This window comes from Allobrachymonas chironomi DSM 19884, from assembly GCF_000374625.1.
Lineage (GTDB): Bacteria > Pseudomonadota > Gammaproteobacteria > Burkholderiales > Burkholderiaceae_C > Brachymonas > Brachymonas chironomi.
Window position 1 is genome coordinate 21,273 of the sequence record NZ_KB894769.1, and the last position, 22,301, is coordinate 43,573.

Consider the following 22,301-nt stretch of genomic DNA (forward strand, 5'->3'; position numbering starts at 1 on the left):
CACTTTTTCGCCCGCACCAAGGGTTAACCCGCTATATCTCGACCAATTTCCTCCAGTACCATCGCTCCCACTCCGAAAACGGCGCGTGATTCGTCATCGCGTCGTCGATTCGGCATCGCAACGCCGCAGCCGCCCGGGCTGGGGCCATGGAGTTTTACTGATGAGTACCACCGTAGGAATCAAGGTCGACGACACCTTGCGCGAACGCATTCGCGTGGCCGCACAGCAATTGGGACGCACGCCGCACTGGCTGATCAAGCAGGCTGTCGTGCAATACGTGGATGCACTGGAGCGTGGCGCCCACACCATCCGCATCGCCCCGCAACAGGAAGGGATCGGCGACGACGCCGAGGTGCAACCCGATGCCCCGCAAGAGGTGCAACCTTTTCTGGAGTTTGCCCAGGGCATTCTGCCGCAAACCGAGTTGCGCGCCGCCATCACCGCCGCCTGGCATCGCCCGGAGCCGGAATGCCTGCCCATGCTGCTGCCGTTGGCACGCAGCAGCGATGCCCGGCAGGCCGAGGCCGTCCAGCAGCTGGCCAGCCAGTTGGTGCAAGGCCTGCGCGATGCCCCCGTGGCCAGCGGCGTGGCCGCGCTGGTGCAGGAGTTCTCGCTGTCCAGCCAGGAAGGCATCGCGCTGATGTGTCTGGCCGAAGCGCTGCTGCGCATTCCCGACAAGGCCACGCGTGATGCCCTGATCCGCGACAAGATCAGCCACGGCGACTGGCGTTCGCATGTGGGCCGTTCGCCTTCGCTGTTCGTGAACGCGGCGGCCTGGGGCCTGGTGATTACCGGCAAGCTGACCTCCACCACCAGCGAAAAATCCCTGACTTCGGCCCTGAGCCGCGTCATCAGCAAGGGCGGCGAGCCGGTCATTCGCCAGGGCGTGCATCGTGCCATGAAGCTGATGGGCGAGCAGTTCGTGACCGGCCAGGATATTGCCGAGGCGCTGGCCAATAGCCGCGCCTTCGAGAAAAAGGGCTTTCGCTACAGCTACGACATGCTGGGCGAAGCCGCCACCACCGAAGCCGATGCCCTGCGCTACCTGCAATCGTACGAGCAGGCGATCCACGCCATTGGCGCAGCCTCGGCCGGGCGCGGCATTTTTGAGGGGCCGGGCATTTCCATCAAGCTGTCGGCGCTGCACCCGCGCTACAGCCGGGCCCAGTACGAGCGCGTGATGGCCGAACTACTGCCGCGCCTGCTGCATCTGGCCGAACTGGCCCGCCGCTACGACATCGGCATGAATATCGATGCCGAGGAAGCCGACCGGCTGGAGCTGTCGCTGGACCTGCTGGAAGCGCTGTGCATGGCACCTTCGCTCAAGGGCTGGAACGGCATCGGCTTTGTGGTGCAGGCGTACCAGAAACGCTGCCCGCAGGTGATCGATGCCCTGGTGGACCTGGCCCGCCGCAGCCGCCGCCGGCTGATGGTGCGTCTGGTGAAAGGGGCCTACTGGGACAGCGAGATCAAGCGCGCCCAGCTGGATGGCCTGGCCGGCTACCCGGTGTACACACGCAAGGTCTATACCGATGTCAGCTACCTGGCCTGTGCGCGCAAGCTGCTGGCCGCACCCGATGCCGTCTACCCGCAATTTGCCACCCACAATGCGCAAACGCTGGCCAGCATCTACCACATGGCCGGCGGCAACTACTACAGCGGCCAGTACGAATTCCAGTGCCTGCACGGCATGGGAGAACCGCTGTACGAGCAGGTCACCGGTGCAACGGCCGATGGCAAGCTGGCCCGCCCCTGCCGCATCTACGCGCCGGTGGGCAACCACGAAACCCTGCTGGCCTACCTGGTGCGCCGCCTGCTGGAAAACGGCGCCAACACTTCGTTCGTGAACCGCATTGGCGATACCAGCGTGCCGGTCAGCGCGCTGGTAACGGACCCGGTGAACGATGCCGAGCAGCTGGCGCGCGAGGAAGGCGTGCTGGGGGCTCCCCATCCGCGCATTCCGCTGCCAGTAGCCCTGTTTGGCCAGCTGGGTACACAGGCCCGCCCCAACTCCCAGGGGCTCAACCTGGCCCACGAGCAGCAGCTGGCCTCGCTGGCGGCCGCCCTGCTGCACAGCACGCGTGAACGCCAACTGGCCGCCCCGCCGGAAGTGGCCCTGCCGGATCAGCCGCAGCAGGCAGCCGGCTGGCAGGCCGTGCGCAACCCGGCCGAACTGGCCGATACCGTGGGTCATGTGTACGAAGCCAGTGCCGACGAAGCCGCCGCCGCCGCCGAGCGTGCCGCCCAGGCCGCCCCGATCTGGGCCGGTACCCCGCCCGCCAGCCGCGCCGACATGCTGCAGCGCGCCGCCGATCTGCTGGAGCAGCGCAGCCAGTCCCTGCTGGGCCTGATCATGCGCGAAGCTGGCAAGACCCTGCCGAATGCCATCGCCGAAGTGCGCGAAGCAGTCGATTTTCTGCGCTACTACGCGGCCCAGGTGGCGGCCGATTTCGACAATGCCAGCCAGCGCCCGCTGGGCGTGGTGCTGGCCATCAGCCCGTGGAACTTCCCGCTGGCGATTTTCTGCGGCCAGGTCGCCGCCGCGCTGGCGGCCGGCAATACGGTGCTGGCCAAGCCGGCCGAACAGACCCCGCTGACGGCGGCGGCCATGGTGGCCATCCTGCATGCCGCCGGCATCCCGCAGGACGCGCTGCAGCTGGTGCCCGGCCAGGGCGACACCGCCGGGGCCACCCTGGTGGCGCACCCGCGCGTGCATGGCGTGATGTTTACCGGCTCCACCGAAGTGGCGCGCCTGATTGCCGGCACGCTGGCGCAGCGTCTGAGCCCGGAAGGCCGGCCGATTCCGCTGATCGCCGAAACCGGTGGCCAGAATGCCATGGTGGTCGATTCCTCCGCGCTGACCGAGCAGGTGGTGGGCGATGTGCTGGCATCGGCGTTCGACTCTGCCGGCCAGCGCTGTTCGGCGCTGCGCCTGCTGTGCGTGCAGGAAGACGTGGCCGATCGCACCATCGGCATGCTCAAACAGGCGCTGGAGCAATACACCCTGGGCAACCCGGATCGCCTGGCCACCGACATCGGCCCGGTGATCGACGCCGAAGCGCGCAGCCAGATCGAGGCCCATATCGAGCGCATGGCCGCTGCCGGCATGCCGGTGACGCGCGCCACGCGCCAGGACGGCCCGCTGAACGGCCACTATGTGGCACCGGCCCTGATCGAGATCGACAGCCCGGCGCGTCTGCAGCGCGAGGTGTTCGGCCCGGTGCTGCATGTGGTGCGCTACCGCCGTGATGCGCTGGACGCCCTGATCGACAGCATCAATGCCACCGGCTACGGCCTGACCTTTGGCGTGCACAGCCGCATCGACGAGACCATTGCCCACCTGGGCACACGCATCCACGCCGGCAACCTGTATGTCAACCGCAACGTGATTGGTGCCGTGGTAGGGGTGCAGCCGTTTGGCGGCATGGGTCTGTCCGGCACCGGCCCCAAGGCTGGCGGCCCGCTTTATCTGTACCGGCTGGTGCAGGCCCAGTCCGGCACCGCCCTGCGGGCCCTGCCCCCGGTCAGCCACGACGCCCTGATGCCGATCCGCAGCAAGCTGGACGCCCTGTGTGCCGCCCTGCGCCAGGGCCAGCTGCAGGCCCTGCCCGGCCAGGCTGCCGAGCAGGCCATGGCCCACTGCGAACAACTGCTGGCCAGCGCCCGCCCGCAGCTGGAACTGCTGCTGCCCGGCCCGACGGGCGAATCCAACCGCTACCGCCTGCTGCCACGCGGCCCGGTCTGGGCCCTGCCCGCCACACCGCTGGGCCTGGTGGTGCAAGTCGCCACCTGTCTGGCGGCGGCGACCCCGTGCCAGCTGGTGCTGCCGTCCGGCGATGCCGCCTGCCAGCAGACCTGGGAGCAGCTGCAGGCGCTGCCAGGCCTGAGCGACGCGGTGCAACCGGCCCAGGCCGATGCCCTGCACGCGGCGGAATCGCCCGTGGCCGTAGTCCTGTTCGAGGGTGATGGCGATGCCCTGCTGCCACTGGCACAGCAATTGGCGGCCCGCAACGGCCCCATCGTGCCCCTGTGCAGCCGCACCAGCCATGAACTGGCCTCCGGAGCTGGTTACGACCTCACCACCCTGGTGCACGAACAAAGCATCAGCATCAACACCGCCGCCGCCGGCGGCAATGCCCAACTCATGACCATGGCCTGAGCTGTGGCCGGCCATTCCGATTCACCTTTACCACCATTTCAAACCCAAGGGACATCATGCAATTCAACTGGAGCGACCCTACCGCCATCATGTTTGGCATCTACCTGATCGCCATGCTGGGCATTGGCTGGCTTGGCTATTTCAGCACCAAGAACCTGTCGGACTACATTCTGGGCGGCCGCAGCCTGGGCAGCTTTGTCACCGCGCTGTCGGCCGGCGCATCCGACATGAGCGGCTGGCTGCTGATGGGCCTGCCCGGCGCCATCTACCTGTCCGGCCTGTCCGAGTCCTGGATTGCCATCGGCCTGATTGCCGGCGCCTACCTGAACTGGCGCTTCGTGGCCGGTCGCCTGCGCCTGTACACCGAGCGCGCCGGCAATGCGCTGACGCTGCCCGACTACCTGTCCAACCGCTTCGAGGACCACTCCAACGTGTTGCGCATCGTGACAGCGCTGGTGATTCTGGTGTTCTTCACGCTGTACTGCGCCTCGGGCGTGGTGGCAGGCGCGCGCCTGTTCGAGAACATGTTCGGCATGCCCTACAGCACCGCCCTGTGGGTGGGTGCGCTGTGCACCATCGCCTATGTGTTCATTGGCGGCTTTCTGGCCGTGAGCTGGACCGACACCATCCAGGCCTCGATGATGATCACGGCGCTGATTCTGGTGCCCATCATGGCCTATCTGGCGATGCAGGGCCAACTGCAGCCGGGCCAGGACTGGACCAGCGTGATGCAGCCGCAGCAATTCGACCTGTTCCGCGGTGCCAGCTTTGTCGGCATCATCTCGCTGATGGCCTGGGGCCTGGGCTACTTTGGCCAGCCGCACATTCTGGTGCGCTTCATGGCGGCCTCCTCGGTCAGGACGATTCCTTCGGCCCGCCGCATCAGCATGACCTGGATGATTCTGTGCCTGGCCGGTGCCGTGGCCGTGGGCTTTATCGGCATTCCCTACTTTGCCACGCATCCCCAGCTGGCTGCTGCCGTCACGGCCAACTCCGAAACCGTGTTCATGGAACTGGCCAAGCAGCTGTTCAACCCCTGGATTGCCGGCGCCCTGCTGGCCGCCATCCTGGCCGCCGTGATGAGCACGCTGTCCTGCCAGCTGCTGGTATGTTCCAGCGCGCTGACCGAGGATATCTACCGCACCTTCCTGCGCCCGCAGGCCTCGCAAAAGGAACTGGTATGGCTGGGCCGTGGCATGGTGCTGCTGGTGGCACTGATCGCGATCTGGATTGCACGTGACCCCGAAGCCAAGGTGCTGGGCATGGTGAGCTACGCCTGGGCCGGTTTTGGTGCCGCCTTCGGCCCGGTGATCATCCTGTCGCTGTTCTGGAAGCGCATGACGCGCAACGGCGCGCTGGCCGGCATCATCGTGGGAGCCGTCACCGTGCTGGTGTGGAAGCAGTTCGGCTGGCTGGGCCTGTACGAGATCATTCCGGGCTTTATCCTGGCCTGGATCGCCACCGTGGTGGTGAGCCAACTGGGCACGCCGTCGGCCAGCATGCAGCAGGCGCATGCGGCGGTGGAGCAGGAAATCGCCACGCTGGGCCGGATCTGATCCGGTGTGAGTGGCTGGCACCCCGCCAGCCACCAGCCGGCGGGATGACGCATCGCGTCAGAACGCCGCCATGCCGGTCTGGGCGCGGCCCAGGATCAGCGCGTGGATGTCGTGCGTGCCTTCGTAGGTGTTGACCACTTCCAGGTTCACCAGATGGCGCGCCACGCCAAATTCGTCGCTGATGCCGTTGCCACCCAGCATGTCACGTGCGGTGCGGGCAATGTCCAGCGCCTTGCCGCAGTTGTTGCGCTTGAAGATGCTGGTGATTTCCACCGCCGCCGTGCCTTCGTCCTTCATGCGGCCCAGGCGCAGCACACCCTGCAGGCCCAACGTGATCTCGGTCTGCATATCGGCCAGCTTTTTCTGGATCAGCTGGTTGGCCGCCAGCGGCTTGCCGAACTGCTTGCGGTCCATGGTGTACTGGCGCGCCGTGTGCCAGCAGGCCTCGGCCGCGCCCAGCGCCCCCCAGGCGATGCCGTAGCGCGCGCTGTTCAGGCAGGTGAACGGGCCTTTCAGGCCGCGCACCTCGGGGAAGGCGTTTTCCTCGGGGCAGAACACCTCGTCCATCACGATCTCGCCGGTGATGCTGGCACGCAGGCCGACCTTGCCGTGAATCGCCGGAGCGCTCAGGCCCTTCCAGCCCTTTTCCAGCACAAAGCCGCGGATCGCGCCTTCATCGTCCTTGGCCCAGACCACGAACACATCGGCCACCGGCGAGTTGGTGATCCACATCTTGTTGCCGGTCAGGCTGTAGCCACCATCGACCTTGCGGGCACGCGTGACCATGCTGCCGGGATCGGAACCATGGTTGGGTTCGGTCAGGCCGAAGCAGCCAATCCATTCGCCCGATGCCAGCCTGGGCAGATACTTTTGCCGGGTTTCCTCGTTGCCGAATTCGTAAATCGGCACCATCACCAGCGAGGATTGCACGCTGGCCATGGAGCGATAGCCGGAGTCGACGCGCTCGATCTCGCGGGCAATCAGGCCGTAGCTGACGTAGTTCAGGCCGGGGCCGCCGTACTGTTCGGGAATGGTGGGGCCGAGCAGGCCCAGCTCGCCCATTTCGCGGAAGATGGCAAGATCAGTCTGTTCGTTGCGAAAGGCGTCGAGCACGCGCGGGGCCAGCTTGTCCTGGCAATAGGCGGCGGCGGCATCGCGCACCATGCGCTCTTCGTCGGTCAATTGCTGGTCCAGCAGCAGCGGATCATCCCAGTGGAAGGCGGTTTTGTTGGAAGCCATGGTATCTCTCCTGAATCAAGTAGGTCGTGGCCGGAGCGGCAGGATGCCGCCGTCCGGGTCCGTCATGTCAATACGTGGGGGTGCCTGCCGTCATTCGCGGCCCACCAGCTCGCGGCCGATGATGATCTGCTGGATTTGCGTGGTGCCTTCGTACAGGCGCAGCAGGCGCACATCGCGGTAGAAACGCTCCACCGGAAATTCGTTGATATAGCCCGAACCACCATGCACCTGCACGCCACGGTCGGCCACGCGGCCGACCATTTCGGTGCAGAACAGCTTGCAGCACGAGGCGCGCATGCTCACGTCCGGATCGCTCACGGCAGGCGAAGGCTTGCCGTCGTAGCGGCGGGCGCAATCCTGCACCATGCTCCAGCCGGCGTACAGCTCGGCCTGGCTGTCGGCCAGCATGGCCTGCACCAGCTGGAAATCGCCAATGCGCTTGCCAAACTGCTTGCGCTGGCGGGCATAGGCCACCGATTCGTCCAGAATGCGCTGCGCCATGCCACAGGCCACGGCCGAGATATGCAACCGGCCGCGATCCAGCACCTTCATCGCGGTCTTGAAGCCCTGGCCGGGCACGCCGCCGATGATGTTGGCCGCCGGCACCCGCACGCCGTCCATGTTCACATCGCAGGTCTTGGTGCCGCGCTGGCCCATCTTCTTGTCCGGCTTGCCCAGCGTCAGGCCGGGCAGATCGGCCGGCACGATAAAGGCACTGATGCCGCCGGCGCCCGGCCCGTCGGTACGCGCCATCAGCGTGAAAGCTCCGGCGCGCGGCGCATTGGTGATGAAGCGCTTGGTGCCGTGCAGCACATAGTGGTCGCCATCCCGCTCGGCCCGGGTCTTGACCGCGGCCGAATCGGAGCCGGCATCCGGCTCGGTCAGGGCAAACGACATGATCAGCTCGCCGGTCGCCACCTGGGGCAGGATCTGCTGCTTCTGCTCCTCGGTGCCGTCCATCAGGATGCCTTGCGAGCCAATGCCCACATTGGTCCCGAACACCGAGCGGAAGGCCAGCGCGGTATGGCCGATCTCGTAGGCCACGCGGCATTCCTGCTCCATGGACAGGCCGATGCCGCCGTAGGCCTCGGGAATCGACAGGCCGAACAGGCCCATGTCCTTCATGTCCTGCACGATGTCGGCCGGCACCTCGTCCTGCTCTTCCACCACGTTTTCTGCCGGTATCAGGCGTTCGCGCACAAAACGCTGCACGCTGGCCAGCAGCAACTCAAACGATTCATGGTCAATCGCCATGGGGAAACTCCTTTTTCTGGTCTGCCATGCCAGCGTCAGATCTGGCCATCGCGCAACATGTCGCGCAGCTTGAATTTCTGTACCTTGCCCGAGGGCGTGGCCGGCATGGCTGCCAGCAACACCAGGCGCTCCGGAATGTACTGGTTGGCCACGCGCTGCTGCTGCATGAACGCCACCATCTCCTCCTTGCTCAGGCTGGCGCCCTCCTTCGGCACCACCACGGCGCAGGCACGTTCGCCCATGCGCTCATCGGCGTAGGCCACCACGGCCACCTGCGACACCGCCGGATGCTTGTACAGCATCGATTCGATCTCGAACACCGGGATGTTCTCGCCGCCACGGATGATCACGTCCTTGCTGCGACCGCTGATGCGGATATAGCCGTTGGCGTCCACGCGCGCCAGGTCACCGGTATCGAACCAGCCGCTGTCATCGGTGGCATTCAGATGCGGGCGCTTGAGGTAGCCGCCAAAGTTGGAGCAGGAACGCACCAGCAGCTTGCCGATCTCGCCCGTGGGCATCTCGCTGTCGTCAAAGTCCACCACCTTGACCTGCACGCCGGGCAGCGGCTGGCCATCGGTGGTCACGGACAGGCTGTCGTCGTCTTCCGGCAGGGTGGTGGTCACGGCGCCGTTTTCCGTCATGCCCCAGGCCGAAATGATCTTGGTGCCCAGCCCCTGGCGCGCCTGCTCCACCAGCGGGCCGGGAATCGGCGCGCCGGCGCAGACAAAGGTGTTCAGCGTCGGCACCTGCTGGCCGGTTTCCAGCACGGTGCGCGTGAGGTCGGTCAGGAACGGGGTCGAGGCCATGGTGAAGGTCACGCCTTCCTGATTGATGATGTCGATCGCCTTTTTCGGATCCCAGATGTCCTGCAGCACGGCATGCGCCTGCAGCAGGATCGGCATCACCAGGCCATACATGAAGCCGGTCTGGTGCGCCATGGGCGATGCCATCAGCACCACATCATCCGCGCCCAGATGCAGGCGGTCGGCATAGGCCACGATGTTGGAAGTCACGGTATTGGCGCTGTGCTGCACGCCCTTGGGCTCGCCGGTGGTGCCCGAGGTGTAAAGCAGCTGGGTCACGTCATCCGGGCCCGGACGGTGTTGCGACAGAATGGCGGCGGCATCGGCGTCATTCTCCCATGCGGGGCCGGACAGCAGTGCCTCGAAACCATGCGCGGCCGTGGAACCCACCACCACGATCTGGGTCACCGTCGGCAGCTCCGGCTTCAGCGCCATGGCCATGGCTTCGTAATCAAAGCCACGAAAGCTCTTGGGCACTACCAGCAGCTTGGCTTCGGCATGGTTGACCATGAACGTCAGCTCGCGTTCACGGAAAATGTGCATCATCGGGTTGAGCACGGCACCAATGCGCGAGCAGGCCAGATACAGCAGCGTGAACTGCCACCAGTTGGGCAGCTGCATGGCCACCACATCGCCCTGGCGCACACCCAGCCGGTGCAGGCCGACGGCCAAGCGGTCTGCCATTTGCGCCATTTCGCGGTAGCTGAAGCGGCGTGTCTCGCCCGCGGCATCCAGGCTGATGGCCGTCAGCGCCGGCTTGTCGGGGTGCTGCTCCACGCAGGCCTGCAGATAATCGTTGATGGTGCGATCCTGCCAATGGCCTTGTGCGATGCTTTCCGCACGGCGGCCGGGCAGCAATACGGCGTCGAATTCCATGATGCTCTCCTCTGTTCCTTGGTCTGTAGGGAGCGCCGGGCTCAGGCCGGCACGGCCTCGCGTCCGGCACGGGTACGGGCGATGATGGTTTTCATGATCTGTGCCGTGCCGTCACCGATCTGGAAGCCCATCACGTCGCGCAGGCGCTGCTCCATCACGCCGCGGTCGTAACCGCCGTGACCGAACATCAGCAGGCACTGGTGCACCACGTCGTAGGCCAGCTTGGGGCCCCACCACTTGCACATGGCGGCCTCGGCGGTATGCGGCAGGCCTCGGTCCTTGGCCCACAGCGTCTGCAGGCACAGCAGCCGCGCTGCCGCCACCTGCGTCTCGTAATCGGCCAGCGGATGCGACACGCCCTGGAACGCCGACAGCGGCTTGCCAAAGGCCTCGCGCTCGGCCACGTATTCCCAGGTTTCCTCCAGCGCCACCTTGGCCACCGCCAGCACCTGCAGGCCGATCAGCGCGCGCGAAAAGTCAAAGCCCTGCATCACCTGCACAAAGCCCTTGTTCTCGTCGCCCAGGCGGTGGTCCACCGGCACGCGCACGTTCTCGAAAAAGATGGAACCGCGACCAATGGCGCGCTGGCCATGGCAGTCGAAGCGGTTGGTGGTCACACCCGGTGCATCCATCGGCACCAGCAGCGCCGTCACGCCGTGCGCAGCCGATTCCACGCTGCCGGTACGGCCAAACACCACGGCGGCATCGGCCTGGTCGGCGGCGGAGATCGAGGTTTTTTCGCCGTTGATCACATACTCGTCACCCACCCGCTCCACGCGCAGACGCAGGTTGGCAGCGTCGGAGCCGCCACGCGGTTCGGTCAGCGCGATGGCGAACAGCGCCTCGCCCTGCGTCAGCTTTTCCAGCCATGGCCTGACCACCTCGGGCTGGCCATGCTGCGACAGGATCTGGCCGTTGAGCGAAGCCAGCAGGTTGATATAGCTGATGCTCAGGTCGGCACGGGCGATTTCCTCGTGGATCACGCCAGCCGCCAGGCAGCCCATGCCCTGGCCGCCATAGGATTCGGGCAGCTCGGGCGCGATGAAGCCCATCTCGCCCATTGCACGCATCAGCGTGCGGTCCAGCACGCGGGTATCGTCGCGCTCCAGAAAGCCCGGGGCCACGCGGTCGGTGGCAAAACGGCGGGCGTGCTCTGCAATCGCCTGCAGGTCTTCATCGATATAGGGATTCATGCGCTTGTCTCCAGTGTTCTTGTCGGTTTTGGGGTGCAGCCGGCCTGCACGGGGGCAAAACTCCCATGCAAGGCGGGGCTGCAGCCCCGGCTCGGCGGTTGGCAGGAATTACTTGAAGTGCTTGCGGAACTCGGGCTTGCGCTTTTCCTTCAGCGCATTCACGCCCTCGCGCGACTCTTCGGTGTCGTAGTACAGCTTGAGCGCGTACATACCCATGCCGGCAATGCCGCTCTGGTGCGCCGTGTCCATGTTGAAGCTGCGCTTGGCAATGGCAATGGCCGTCGGGCTGCGCTCGCAAATGGTCTCGGCCCACTCCTGCACGGTGGCATCCAGTTGCTCGGGCGGCACACAGATATTGGCCAGACCCATATCCACCGCTTCCTGGCCGCTGTAGCGCTTGTTCAGGTACCAGATTTCGCGTGCCTTCTTCTCGCCCACCACGCGGGCCAGGAACGCGGTGCCGTAGCCCGGGTCCACCGAACCCATCTTGGGGCCAACCTGGCCGAAGATGGCCTTCTCGGAGCAGATGGTCAGATCGCAAATCGTGCACAGCACGTTGCCACCGCCGATGGCGTAGCCCTGCACGCGGGCGATGACCGGCTTGGGGACATCGCGGATCGCCGTGTGCAGCTCTTCCATCGGCAGGCCGATGGTGCCGCGGCCGTCGTAGTTGCCGTCGTGGGCCGACTGGTCGCCGCCGGTGCAGAAGGCCTTCTCGCCAGCGCCGGCCAGCACGATACAGCCCACTTCGCGGTCATAGCCGGCCTTGTTCAGGGCCTTGATGATCTCGTCGCAGGTGGTACCGCGGAAGGCGTTCATCTTCTCGGGGCGGTTGATGGTGATCCAGGCCACGCCGTTGCGCACTTCGTACAGGATGTCTTCAAACGGGATGTCTTTGCTCATGGGAATCTCTCGTCAGGATGGAATCGGGGAAAGGAAATGGCCGTGATCAGCCGTTCATGGTCAGGCCGCCCGACACGGACAGCACCTGGCCGGTGATGAAGGAGGCATCGCTGCTGCCAAAGAAGGCAATGGCGGAGGCCAGATCGTCGCCCTGGCCCAGACGGCCCAGCGGAATCGCTTTGGTGAAGGCCTCGATCAGCTTTTCGGGGTTGGCCGCACCTTCGGCCACGCCCGCCAGCAGCGCGGTATCGGTCGGGCCCGGGCAGACCACGTTCAGCGTGATGTTGTGGCGCGAATGTTCGCGCGCCAGCGTCTTGGTCAGCGCCACCAGGCCGCCCTTGCAGGCGGCATAAACCGCCTCGCCCGAGGAGCCCACGCGGGCCGCATCGGAAGCCACGTTGACGATGCGGCCGCTCTTGCGCTCCACCATGCCGGGCAGCACGGCGTGGTGCATGTTCAGGGCACCCACCAGGTTGATGGCGATCAGCCTGTCCCACTCGCCGGCTTCGGTCTTGAGGAAAGGCTTGAACACGTCCCAGCCGGCGTTATTGACCAGCGTGTCGATCGGGCCCAAGGCGGCGATGGTGTCGGCCACGGCCTGATCGACGGCAGCGCGGTCGGTGATGTCGCAGCGGAAGGCCTGGGCCTGGCCGCCGGCAGCGCGGATCTCCTGCACGACCTTTTCGGCCGCATCCAGGTTCATGTCGAACACGGCAACTTTGGCGCCTTCGGCTGCCAGACGGCGGCAGGTGGCACTGCCGATTCCGCCGCCGCCACCGGTCACAATAACGGTCTGGTTCTCATAACGTTGCATGCTTGTCTCCTTCGGGAATGTTGGCTGCATTGTGGATTGGGGTTGCTTGCATTTATGCAAACATGTTGTCATAATACACAGCATGCCATGCATATGCAAACACCCTATTTATCGTGGTTTTCCCTATGAATGACAATGAAACTACCCGCCATGACCTGGCCAACAGAATCTTCTTCCGCTTGTATCAATGCGCAAATATGTTGCATAAAACCGGCTCCAGGGCGGTAGAACAGGAAGGGCTGACCACGCAGCAGTGGGCGGTGCTGGGAGCGCTCTCGCGCGACAGCGCACGCGCCGGTATGAGCCTGGGCGATCTGGCGCGCTACCTGATGGTGAGCCGGCAGAACCTGTCCGGCCTGATCAGCCGCATGGAGCGCGACCGGCTGGTGCAGGTCGTGCCGGACGACAAGGACCGCCGCTCACGCCTGGTGGTGATGACGGCGCATGGCCAGGACATCTGGCAGGTGCAGGCCCAGGCCAAGATCCACGCCTATTACGAGGCGGTGCTGGGGGATTTTTCCGTCACCGACATGACGCACACCCTGCACTACCTGATCCGCATGCTGGAAAGCATGGATCGCGTCGATAGCCAGCAACTGGGCGGCAGCGATGCCGACCCGGAAGACCGTATTCCGGATCTTTGAACCCTTTCTTCAGGACTGCCACATGGACTTTCTGCAACTGGACCACCCCTCCGAAGGCGTAGCCCGCCTCACCATCCACCGCCCCGAGGTGCGCAACGCCCTGAACCAGGCCGTGCGCGAACAGCTGGCCGCGCAGTTCCACCGCCTTGGCCAGGACGCCGGCGTGCGCGCCATCATCCTCACCGGCGGCGACAAGGTGTTTGCCGCCGGCGCCGACCTGACCGAATTTGCCGACAAGAATGCGGTGCAGATGCAGCAGCGCACCGTGCATCTGCTGTGGCAGGCGATTGCCGAGTGTCCGACGCCTATCGTGGCCGCAGTGAACGGCTATGCGCTGGGTGGCGGTTGCGAGCTGGCCATGCACGCCGACATCATCGTGGCCGGACGCAACGCCACCTTTGGCCAGCCGGAAATCCGCGTTGGCGTGATGCCGGGCGCTGGCGGCACGCAGCGCCTGACCCGCGCCATCGGCAAGTTCCAGGCCATGAAGTACCTGCTGACCGGCCTGCCGTTCAAGGGTGAAGAAGCGTTTGCCATGGGGCTGGCGAGCGAGGTGGTGGACGACGAGCAGGTGCAGGCACGCGCCCTGGAACTGGCCACGATGATCGCCGGCATGCCACCGCTGGCCGCCACCCAGATCAAGGAAGTGGTACTGGCCGGCCAGGATGCCTCATTGAACACCGCGCTGCTGCTGGAGCGTAAGGCCTTCAACCTGCTGTTTGCCAGCCAGGACCAGAAAGAAGGCGCACGCGCCTTTCTGGAAAAGCGCCCGCCGCGCTACACCGGCGAGTAAGCCGGACACGGTAGCAGTACAGCAGGCCGCTCAGCCGGCCTGCACGGCCTCCAGTTTGTCGCGCACGGCATCGGGCAGCTCCACCGGACGGCGCTCCTGGTAGTTGAACAGCACGATGCCGATCTTGCCGCGCGCCACGGCGCGGCCGCTGGCCTTGTCATGCGCCTGCCAGCAAACGTCGAAGCCATAGCGGTTGTAATCGGCAGTCCCCATCTCGAACACCAGAATCTCGCCGTGGAAGGCTTCGGACAGGTATTGCAGGCCCTGGTCACCCACCACGGTACCGGCACCCATCACGTCCATTTCGTCATAGCCCAGCCAGCGCAGAAAGCGCAGCCGTGCCTCCGAGGCCAGGCCGACCAGCTGGGCGTTGTCCAGGTGGTTGCCGTGGTTGATGTGGCTGGTGTAGAGCTGGAGTTCGGTGCGGAAGGGGTAGTTTTGCAGGGGTTCGAATTTCAGGCGGGGCATGGGGCTTGTCCTTTTGTGAATGGTGTTGGGGGTAGTTTGCCAAATTCCGGGCGGTTCGGGCGGCAGGTGCGGAACGCCCGCCCTACGGCAACAGCTTCAACCCCAGCTCCGCCAAAAAAGCATTGTGCTTGTCTCGCGCCGCCGCAATCGTCTTTTCAATCTCCATCAGCTCCTGGTGCGTCGCGTCCAGATCAATCTCCGCCTCGGCCACCGCCGTGCTGATGTAGCGCGAGATGTTCAGGTTGAAATCGTTCTTTTCGATTTCGGCCATGCTGACCTTGCGTGCATAGCGCGGCTCTTCCTCGCGGAACTGGTAGGTCTGGATGATCTTGGCGATGTGCTCGGGTTTGAGCTGGTTCTGCCGCTTGCCTTTGTCAAAGTGCTCGGCGGCGTTGATGAACAGCACATCATCCGGCTTCTTGCATTTCTTCAGCACCAGAATGCAGACCGGAATGCCGGTGGAATAGAACAGGTTGGCCGGCAGGCCGATCACCGTGTCGATGTGCCCATCCTTCAGCAGTTTGGTGCGGATGCGTTCTTCCGCCCCGCCCCGGAACAGCACGCCGTGCGGCAGGATGATGGCCATCACGCCCTCGTCCTTCAGGTAGTGAAAACCGTGCAGCAGAAAGGCAAAATCAGCCGCAGACTTGGGAGCCAGACCGTGGCTCTTGAAGCGCACGTCGTCGGCCAGCGCATCTGTCGGCTGCCAGCGGTAACTGAATGGCGGGTTGGCGACGATGGCGTCAAAGCCCGGTTTTCTGGCCGGGTTCTGCTCGCGCATCATGTCCCACTCGTTGAGCAGCGTGTCGCCGTGGAAAATCTCGAACTCCGTATCCTTCACGCCGTGCAGCAGCATGTTCATGCGCGCCAGGTTGTAGGTGGTGATGTTCTTTTCCTGGCCAAAGATCTTGCCGATGGTGCCACCGGCCTTGGCCACCTGCTTGCGCACATTGAGCAGCAGCGAACCCGAGCCGCAGGCAAAGTCCAGCACGTTGTCCAGCCGCTTGCGGGTACCGGTTTTCGGTTCCTGGCTGTCCAGTGTGACGATGCCCGAGAGGATGTCGGAAATCTGCTGCGGCGTGTAGAACTCGCCCGCCTTCTTGCCCGATCCGGCGGCAAACTGGCCAATCAGGTACTCATAGGCATCGCCCAGCGCGTCCACATCGGTAGAGAACTCCGCCAAGCCTTCGGCAATCTTCTGGATGATGGTGCAGAGCTTGGCGTTGCGGTCGGCATAGGTCTTGCCGAGCTTGGGCGAGCTCAGGTCAATTTCGGAAAACAGGCCCTGAAAAGTGCTCTCGAACGATTCCGTCTCGATGTACTTGAAGCCCGCCTGCAGCGTATTCAACAGGTCGGCATTCTGGGTACGTGCCATGTTGGCAACGCTGTTCCACAGGTGCGCGGGCTGGATCACATAGTGCACCTTGCGGCGCATCTGCTTCTCGAAGTCCGGCACGTCGTCCACGTTGTGGGCATACCAGAGCGCCAGCGGCACCTGGCGCGTGTCGTCGCCCACATCGGGGTAGTCGCGCCCCAGTTCCTTGTGTGCCGCCGTCTCGTAGTTGTCGGAGAGATAGCGCAGGAACAGGAAGGACAGCATGTAGTCGCGGAAGTCGTCCGCGTCCATGGCGCCGCGCAGCTGGTCGGCAATGCTCCAGAGCGTGTTGCCCAGTTGTTTTTGATTGGCTTCGGTCATTTTTTCGGGCGTCGTTTTAATTGGGCTTCCAGCGCCTGGAGGTCGGCCTCGTCCTGCTGGTCGGCGGCGATGGCTTCGCGCTGTTTGCGCTCCTGGTCGAACTGGCGGTACAGCGCATCCGTGTGCATTTCCATCTGCTGATGGCGAATGGTACCGGCGTGGGTGAGCAGCGGAAAACCGTTGGAGGTGATGATCTGGTCCACGTTCTGTTTCCAGAAGGCCATGCGCGTTTCCTGCATGCCCTTGGCGCGCAGTTCGGCGGTTTCCAGAAAGATGACCACCAGCCGGTTCAGGGTGTCGATTTCGTCTTCGGTCAGGTAGTTTTTCGCCACCACGATGTCGGTTTTTCGCACCTGGTCACCCTTCCAGGCGAGCAAGCCGAAATGCGGATCGGCCGGATTGGCGCGTGCCATGACGAGTTCGGCGGCCGTTTGTTGCGTCACGGCAAAGATCAGCAGGTTTTGCACGGTGGCAAAGAACACCTGCGTGGCCTTGTCCGTCTTGTCGTAGTCGCTGGACAGCGCAAACAGATCGCGCACCTTCTGGTAAAAGCGCTTTTCCGAGGCGCGGATGTCACGGATGCGCGCCAGCATCTCGTCAAAGTAATCGGGACGGCCATCCGGGCTTTTCAGCCGCTCGTCGTCCATCACGAAGCCCTTGGTCAGGTACTCCTTCAGCACGGTCGAGGCCCAGCGGCGGAACTGCACGCCACGCGGCGAGCGCACGCGGTAGCCCACGGCCAGAATGGCGTCGAGGTGGTAGAGCGTGACGGGGCGTTGCACCGTGCGGCTGCCCTCGGTTTGAACTGTCAAGGATTCCTTGACAGTTGCCGCCGGGTCCAGCTCCCCGTCCTCGAAGATGTTCTTCAGGTGCAGGGAGATATTCTGCTTGGTGGCGTCAAAGAGTTCCGCCATCTCCAGTTGCGTCAACCAGACGGTTTGCTCTTGCGCCCGTAGCTTGATCTGGCTGCGGCCGTCTTCGGTGGTGTAGAGGATCAGGTCGGTCATGCCGCTGCCTCGTCCGGCGAGGGGAATAGCTGCTGCATCAGGCCCTTCTTGTGGGTCTTGAGGGTTTCGAGTTTCTGGGTTTCGGCGGTGATTTGGGCGTCGAGGCTGCCCAGGCACACGGCGATGCGTTGTTGTTCCTGACGAGTCGGTGGGATAGGTATCGTGAACGACCTTATTTGAGCAAAGTTGAGCCCTTGCCTATTCCCACCAGCTTGGAAGCTATCGATCTGCCTCTGCCCGCAATCCGATATAAGGTATTGATTCAGGAAAAAAGGGTTCAGTTCGTCGGGTTTCGTGCGGATGATACAGACATGCTGATTCACATTGCCACCAGCAATTCTCTTGTCAGCTAAGGCGCTCCGTCCAATTGATGCGCCGGTGATGTTTAGCAAAACGTCCCAGGCCTGAATCTCAGTGGAATTGAAAGAAGCGTGAGTCTCATCATCAATGTACGCAATGTCGTCCAACAACAAAACTCCCCAACCAACGTTCTGACTGCGAACAAACGGTCGGCCGAACTGTTTGTAATTCTTGTCACCTCCAGCTGGAGTGATTCCACTACCAACTTTTTTCGTTCTCGTCCCAAGTTCAATCTCTTCCCAATTTCCAATATCTTGGAATTCGGGGAAACGGAAGCGAGGTTGTGTCTCGTCTTCCCAAGGGAAAAGCTGCTGCATCAGCCCTTTTTTATGGGTCTTGAGCACATCCACTTTCCGCGCTTGAGCGGCGATCAACTCGTCCAGCGAACTCAGGCAATCGGCGATTTTTTGTTGTTCGGCAGAGCTTGGCAGCAAAGTTTGCCATTCACAAAGCCTGCTGAAATAAAGCCGGGTTCGTGTCCCCCCTGCTTTTTGCGATAGAGCAAATTTCTTAAATTCTGGACTATCGTTCAGCTTGGCAAGCAAGAATACATGATTCAAATCCTTGGTTTTAAAAACGGGATATTCTTTGCTAACCGCAATTTCTCCACCGGTTTCGTTAATATTGAATTTAAATTTTCCGTCGTCACTCATGTGGCGATAAACCATGCATCCCGGAGGAACGACGCCATATTCGTTGCTGTTCAGCAGAGTTCTGCCGTCGAAATAGGCATCTTGGCGTTTTAGTCCTTCCCGCGTTGAGCTATAGACCGGCAATTCAGTATCTGATGCTACTCGGCCTGAGCAATCCTCCAGATAAGGGCCGACGAGCTTGCTTTCCCAACCATTCGCCTGCCGGAACTCCGGGAACCGCAACTTCGGCACCAGCACTGGATTTACCGCTCCATTCGTAACGACGGATTCACTCTTGCTGCTCATACGTCTTAAATCCTTCATTCTCCGGGTAGCAAGTCAGCACGATGCCCTCAATCTGCCGCCCTGTCCCAGTTCCAATTTTGACCATTTTCCTGACGTCGGGAAGATGGTTCTCTATCACTCTATCCGACAGCTCGCATGCAATTGTTGCCTTGGCCAACCGGATCATTTTGTTGACGTCAACAAAATGATCGGAAACCACGTGACCAGAGACTTCGCAGGCGATCTTGGCCTTGGTGATAGCGGTCTGATTGAAGTTGCGCCACTCTGCGTAGCCAAGAAGCTGCTGAAGATCACGGGCGAGCCAGTACTCCACGCCTGTTTCGGTCTGCTGGGCGTGGCCTTCGAAAGTGGCAGTGAGCTGATGAACGAGATGGGTTTCCATGGGCATTCTCCAAATCACAAATCATAAGCAGAAAGACCAGATATTTCGCGGCCACCAGCACGCTTGTTAAGCAAATGGTATAAATCCGCCATCAACGCCAACTCCGCCCGGCTACGCGCCTTCCACCCCAGATCCAGCGGTGCCATCAAATCACTCAACTGCTCCCCATCAAAAATCATCCGGTCCAGAATGCCGTCCACAAACCCTTGCAGTGCCGCCGTGGCCAAGCCATGCTTGGCCGCAATATCCGCCAGTTCCCTGGCGTTCTTCTCGGCCTTGAAGCGCGTGTAACCGTCGCGGATGGCGTCCTCGGAAAGCCCTTCACCCGCCTTGAGCGTGCCAATGTAGGCGGCAATGTCGTCGCGCTCGTCCATGAACTTGGCATCGGCGCTGATCAGGCCGATCAGTTCCTCGCGCGTCATGCGGGCCTTGTCCGGCCCCTGGCCCAGCTCACCCGCCGAGAATCTGGCGATCAGGCCCATGATGTAGTCGTAATCGATCACGGCTGAGGCAAACAGCACAAACTCGAAATCGAGCTGGTCCACGCCATCCTCTGCGGCATCGCCCTGCCCGCCGGTTTTGCCCTGCTGGTCCCGCAGCTGCCTGGCGGTTTCCAGATACTGGCCCTTGAAGCCGCGCAGGTCTGCATTGGGCAGCACCTGCTCAATGGTGGCCTTGTGCGCGTCGGTCAGATCGGTGTATTGGTCGAGCTGGGTCTTGAGCCGCTGCACTTCCTTGAAGTGGGTCACAAAGGCGGCGCGGGCCGCATCGCCCTTCAGGTTGGCCACCTCTGAAGGCGCACAGGCCAGTCCCTGCGATGCCATGAATGCATCCAGCTTTTGCACGGCAGCTTGCAGCTTGTCGATGACCACGGGGGCCTTGTCCACCAGCCAGATTTCACGCGCCTGCTCGCCGGTTTTCTCGCCGCTGAAGAGCGCAATGGCAGCATCCACCGCCTCCTGCTGCTGGCGAAAATCGAGAATATTGCCGTAAGGCTTGGTGCTGTTGAGCACGCGGTTGGTGCGCGAAAACGCCTGGATCAGGCCATGGTGCTTCAGGTTCTTGTCCACGTACAGCGTGTTCAGGAACTTGGAATCAAAACCGGTCAGCAGCATGTCCACCACAATGGTGATATCGATTTTTTGCGCTGCAGGCAAGTCGGCATGGGGCCATTGCTGGTCCTTGATGCGCTTTTGCACATCCTGGTAGTACAGGTCAAACTCGCCCAGGCGGTGGTTGGTGCCGTAGCGCGCGTTGTAATCGGCCAGAATCGCCTTGAGCGCGGCCTTCTTGCCTTCCGGGTCTTCCTGGTTGTCGGCCTGCTCCTGCGGCAGGTCTTCCTGGATCTGCTTCACATCCGGGTCACCCTCCGCCGGCGGGGAAAACACGCAGGCGATGTTCAGCGGCTTGAAGTCCGGATCGGCAGCCTGGCGTTCGGCTTGCAGTTCCTTGAACAGCGCGTGGTAGGCAATGGCGTCGTTGATGGACGCGGTAGCCAGAATGGCGTTGAAACGCCGCCCGCCAGTGGCAGCATCGTGCTTGGCCAGAATCGCCTCGATGACGGCCTTTTTGGCCACCGCTTCGCCCGGCTTGGGTGGGTTCTTGCCTTCGGGCTTGTAGTAGTCCACGTGGAAGCGCAGCACGTTGCCATCCTCGATGGCATGGGTAATGGTGTAGGCATGCAGCTGCTTCTGGAACAGGTCTGCCGTGGTGCGCATGGAGGCCTGGGTATCCTCGATTTTCTGCTGGCTGGCATTGGCCTCGAAAATGGGTGTGCCAGTAAAGCCGAACAGCTGCGCCCTGGGGAAAAACGCCTTGATGGCCTTGTGGTTGTCGCCAAACTGCGAGCGATGGCATTCGTCAAAAATGAAGACGATGCGCTGATCCTGCAGCGCTTCCAGCTGTTCCTTGTACGTGGCCTGACCACTCCTGCTGCGCTGCCTGTTGCGCTTGCTGTTTTCGTCCAGCGCTAGGCCCAGTTTCTGGATCGTGGTCACGATCACCTTGTCGGCGTAGTCGTCTGACAGCAGGCGGCGCACCAGGGCGGCGGTGTTGGTGTTTTCTTCCACACAGCCTTCCTGGAACCGGTTGAATTCCTCACGCGTCTGGCGGTCCAGGTCCTTGCGGTCCACCACGAACACGCACTTGTGAATGTGGTCGTTTTCCTTCAGCAAGGTCGATGCCTTGAAGGAGGTGAGCGTTTTGCCGCTGCCGGTGGTGTGCCAGATGTAGCCATTGCCGTTATCTTCGTCAATGCACTGCACGATGTGCTGCACCGCATAGATCTGGTACGGCCGCATGATCATGAGCTTTTGTTCGCCCGCCAACAGCACCATGTAGCGGCTGATGGTGCGGCCCAGATCACACTTTTTCAGAAAGTGCCCGGCAAACTCGTCGAGCTGGGTGATTTTGCGGTTGCCCTCATCCGCAAATTCGTAGATGGGCAAAAAGCGCTCGTCGGCATTGAAGGCAAAGTGGCGGGCGTTGTTGTTGGCAAAGTAGTAGCTGCGATCGCGGTTGCTGACGATAAACAGCTGCAGAAAGCACAGCAGCGTGTTGCCGTAGCCATTGCCACGGTCCTGCTTGTACTCGACGATCTGCTCCATGGCCCTGCGCGGATTGACGCCCAGGGTTTTCAGTTCTATCTGCACACAGGGCACACCGTTGATAAGGATCAGAACGTCGTAGCGGTGGTGGCTGTTCTCGGTGTTGATGCGCAGCTGGCGCACCACCTCGAAGTGGTTTTTGCACCAGTCCTTGATGTTGACCAGCGTGAAGTGCAGCGGCGTACCATCGTCGCGGGTAAAGGAGTTGATGCTGCGCAGGGTTTTGGCAGCGGCAAACACGTCCGGCGTGACGATGTCATCCAGCAGGCGGGCAAACTCGGCGTCGGTCAGCTTGACACGGTTGAGCGCCTCGAACTTGTCGCGGAAGTTCTTTTCCAGCGCGGCGCGGTCGCGGATGTCGGCGCGGTATTCGTACTTCAGGTTTTGCAGCTTGCCAATGAAGCCGTATTCGATGTGTTCTTCTTTGACGATGAAGCCCGGTGCTCCGGGCGGCAAATCATGGGGAGGCTTGAATGCAGGCATGGAGGCAAAACAGGCGTTGGCAGAGGGGCGAAGCAGTGCAGCTGCTCAAGGCAGCAAGATAGCATGGATTGGGCAGCCCACTCCCCGCCCGGGCAGCGCCCAGCCTGGCTGTGGCGGCAACCCC

16 protein-coding genes are annotated in these 22,301 nt (G+C 62.7%); 4 read left to right on the forward strand and 12 right to left on the reverse strand.

The genetic code is table 11. The features are described from left to right. Positions 1-157 precede the first annotated feature (157 nt). Complete coding sequence (gene putA / locus C513_RS0106935; RefSeq protein ID WP_026320639.1) at positions 158-4,159, forward strand: trifunctional transcriptional regulator/proline dehydrogenase/L-glutamate gamma-semialdehyde dehydrogenase; 4,002 nt, start codon at positions 158-160, stop codon at positions 4,157-4,159. Between the two features lie 56 nt (positions 4,160-4,215). After that, positions 4,216-5,715, forward strand: coding sequence for a sodium/proline symporter PutP (putP, locus tag C513_RS0106940; protein ID WP_018715318.1), 1,500 nt, complete (start codon positions 4,216-4,218; stop codon positions 5,713-5,715). Positions 5,716-5,772: 57 nt separating this feature from the next. Here putP and C513_RS0106945 read toward each other — a convergent pair whose 3' ends face one another. The 6 genes from C513_RS0106945 to badH form a co-directional block, all read right to left on the reverse strand. After that, positions 5,773-6,954, reverse strand: coding sequence for an acyl-CoA dehydrogenase (locus tag C513_RS0106945; protein ID WP_018715319.1), 1,182 nt, complete (start codon positions 6,952-6,954; stop codon positions 5,773-5,775). Positions 6,955-7,044: 90 nt separating this feature from the next. Next, positions 7,045-8,208, reverse strand: a complete 1,164-nt coding sequence (locus C513_RS0106950) for an acyl-CoA dehydrogenase family protein (protein WP_018715320.1) — start codon at positions 8,206-8,208, stop codon at positions 7,045-7,047. Positions 8,209-8,243: 35 nt separating this feature from the next. Beyond that, positions 8,244-9,890 (reverse strand): cyclohexanecarboxylate-CoA ligase, encoded by a 1,647-nt coding sequence (aliA, locus tag C513_RS0106955; RefSeq protein ID WP_018715321.1) that lies wholly within the window; start codon positions 9,888-9,890, stop codon positions 8,244-8,246. 41 nt (positions 9,891-9,931) lie between these two features. Then, entirely contained in the window at positions 9,932-11,083 is a 1,152-nt protein-coding gene (gene aliB / locus C513_RS0106960; protein ID WP_018715322.1) for a cyclohexanecarboxyl-CoA dehydrogenase, read from the reverse strand. A gap of 108 nt (positions 11,084-11,191) precedes the next feature. After that, positions 11,192-11,974 carry a 2-ketocyclohexanecarboxyl-CoA hydrolase gene (gene badI, locus C513_RS0106965; protein WP_026320640.1) on the reverse strand — a complete coding sequence of 261 codons (783 nt, stop codon included), beginning with the start codon at positions 11,972-11,974 and terminating at the stop codon, positions 11,192-11,194. A 58-nt stretch (positions 11,975-12,032) separates the two neighbouring features. Further along, complete coding sequence (badH, locus tag C513_RS0106970) at positions 12,033-12,800, reverse strand: 2-hydroxycyclohexanecarboxyl-CoA dehydrogenase (protein WP_018715324.1); 768 nt, start codon at positions 12,798-12,800, stop codon at positions 12,033-12,035. 197 nt (positions 12,801-12,997) lie between these two features. Here badH and C513_RS0106975 point away from each other — a divergent pair, with 197 nt between their 5' ends. Then, positions 12,998-13,444: a MarR family transcriptional regulator gene (locus tag C513_RS0106975; RefSeq protein ID WP_018715325.1), complete on the forward strand. Its 447-nt coding sequence runs from the start codon at positions 12,998-13,000 to the stop codon at positions 13,442-13,444. A gap of 22 nt (positions 13,445-13,466) precedes the next feature. Beyond that, positions 13,467-14,237, forward strand: coding sequence for an enoyl-CoA hydratase (locus tag C513_RS0106980; protein WP_018715326.1), 771 nt, complete (start codon positions 13,467-13,469; stop codon positions 14,235-14,237). A gap of 30 nt (positions 14,238-14,267) precedes the next feature. Here C513_RS0106980 and C513_RS0106985 read toward each other — a convergent pair whose 3' ends face one another. The 6 genes from C513_RS0106985 to C513_RS0107010 form a co-directional block, all read right to left on the reverse strand. Next, positions 14,268-14,705: an acyl-CoA thioesterase gene (locus C513_RS0106985; RefSeq protein WP_018715327.1), complete on the reverse strand. Its 438-nt coding sequence runs from the start codon at positions 14,703-14,705 to the stop codon at positions 14,268-14,270. Between the two features lie 82 nt (positions 14,706-14,787). Continuing rightward, positions 14,788-16,401 carry a type I restriction-modification system subunit M gene (locus tag C513_RS0106990; protein WP_018715328.1) on the reverse strand — a complete coding sequence of 538 codons (1,614 nt, stop codon included), beginning with the start codon at positions 16,399-16,401 and terminating at the stop codon, positions 14,788-14,790. After that, positions 16,398-17,408 (reverse strand): virulence RhuM family protein, encoded by a 1,011-nt coding sequence (locus C513_RS0106995; RefSeq protein WP_018715329.1) that lies wholly within the window; start codon positions 17,406-17,408, stop codon positions 16,398-16,400. The genes C513_RS0106990 and C513_RS0106995 overlap by 4 nt, the downstream gene beginning before the upstream one ends. After that, on the reverse strand, positions 17,405-18,706 hold the full coding sequence (locus C513_RS0107000; RefSeq protein WP_245552819.1) for a restriction endonuclease subunit S: 1,302 nt from the start codon (positions 18,704-18,706) through the stop codon (positions 17,405-17,407). Before C513_RS0107000 ends, C513_RS0106995 begins: the two co-directional genes overlap by 4 nt. After that, positions 18,690-19,088 carry a hypothetical protein gene (locus C513_RS14445; RefSeq protein ID WP_018715332.1) on the reverse strand — a complete coding sequence of 133 codons (399 nt, stop codon included), beginning with the start codon at positions 19,086-19,088 and terminating at the stop codon, positions 18,690-18,692. Before C513_RS14445 ends, C513_RS0107000 begins: the two co-directional genes overlap by 17 nt. Positions 19,089-19,102: 14 nt before the next feature. After that, positions 19,103-22,177, reverse strand: a complete 3,075-nt coding sequence (locus tag C513_RS0107010; RefSeq protein WP_051084409.1) for a type I restriction endonuclease subunit R — start codon at positions 22,175-22,177, stop codon at positions 19,103-19,105. Positions 22,178-22,301 lie beyond the last annotated feature (124 nt).

Excerpts from the sequence above, each read along its gene's own strand:
- aliA (WP_018715321.1), bottom strand. The coding sequence starts at position 9,890 with ATGGAATTCGACGCCGTATTGCTGCCCGGCCGCCGTGCGGAAAGCATC.
- C513_RS14445 (WP_018715332.1), bottom strand. The coding sequence starts at position 19,088 with ATGGAAACCCATCTCGTTCATCAGCTCACTGCCACTTTCGAAGGCCAC.
- C513_RS0106950 (WP_018715320.1), bottom strand. The coding sequence starts at position 8,208 with ATGGCGATTGACCATGAATCGTTTGAGTTGCTGCTGGCCAGCGTGCAG.
- putP (WP_018715318.1), top strand. The coding sequence starts at position 4,216 with ATGCAATTCAACTGGAGCGACCCTACCGCCATCATGTTTGGCATCTAC.
- aliB (WP_018715322.1), bottom strand. The coding sequence starts at position 11,083 with ATGAATCCCTATATCGATGAAGACCTGCAGGCGATTGCAGAGCACGCC.
- C513_RS0106995 (WP_018715329.1), bottom strand. The coding sequence starts at position 17,408 with ATGACCGACCTGATCCTCTACACCACCGAAGACGGCCGCAGCCAGATC.
- C513_RS0106985 (WP_018715327.1), bottom strand. The coding sequence starts at position 14,705 with ATGCCCCGCCTGAAATTCGAACCCCTGCAAAACTACCCCTTCCGCACC.
- C513_RS0106990 (WP_018715328.1), bottom strand. The coding sequence starts at position 16,401 with ATGACCGAAGCCAATCAAAAACAACTGGGCAACACGCTCTGGAGCATT.
- C513_RS0106980 (WP_018715326.1), top strand. The coding sequence starts at position 13,467 with ATGGACTTTCTGCAACTGGACCACCCCTCCGAAGGCGTAGCCCGCCTC.
- badH (WP_018715324.1), bottom strand. The coding sequence starts at position 12,800 with ATGCAACGTTATGAGAACCAGACCGTTATTGTGACCGGTGGCGGCGGC.
- C513_RS0107010 (WP_051084409.1), bottom strand. The coding sequence starts at position 22,177 with ATGCCTGCATTCAAGCCTCCCCATGATTTGCCGCCCGGAGCACCGGGC.
- C513_RS0106975 (WP_018715325.1), top strand. The coding sequence starts at position 12,998 with ATGTTGCATAAAACCGGCTCCAGGGCGGTAGAACAGGAAGGGCTGACC.
- C513_RS0106945 (WP_018715319.1), bottom strand. The coding sequence starts at position 6,954 with ATGGCTTCCAACAAAACCGCCTTCCACTGGGATGATCCGCTGCTGCTG.
- C513_RS0107000 (WP_245552819.1), bottom strand. The coding sequence starts at position 18,706 with ATGAGCAGCAAGAGTGAATCCGTCGTTACGAATGGAGCGGTAAATCCA.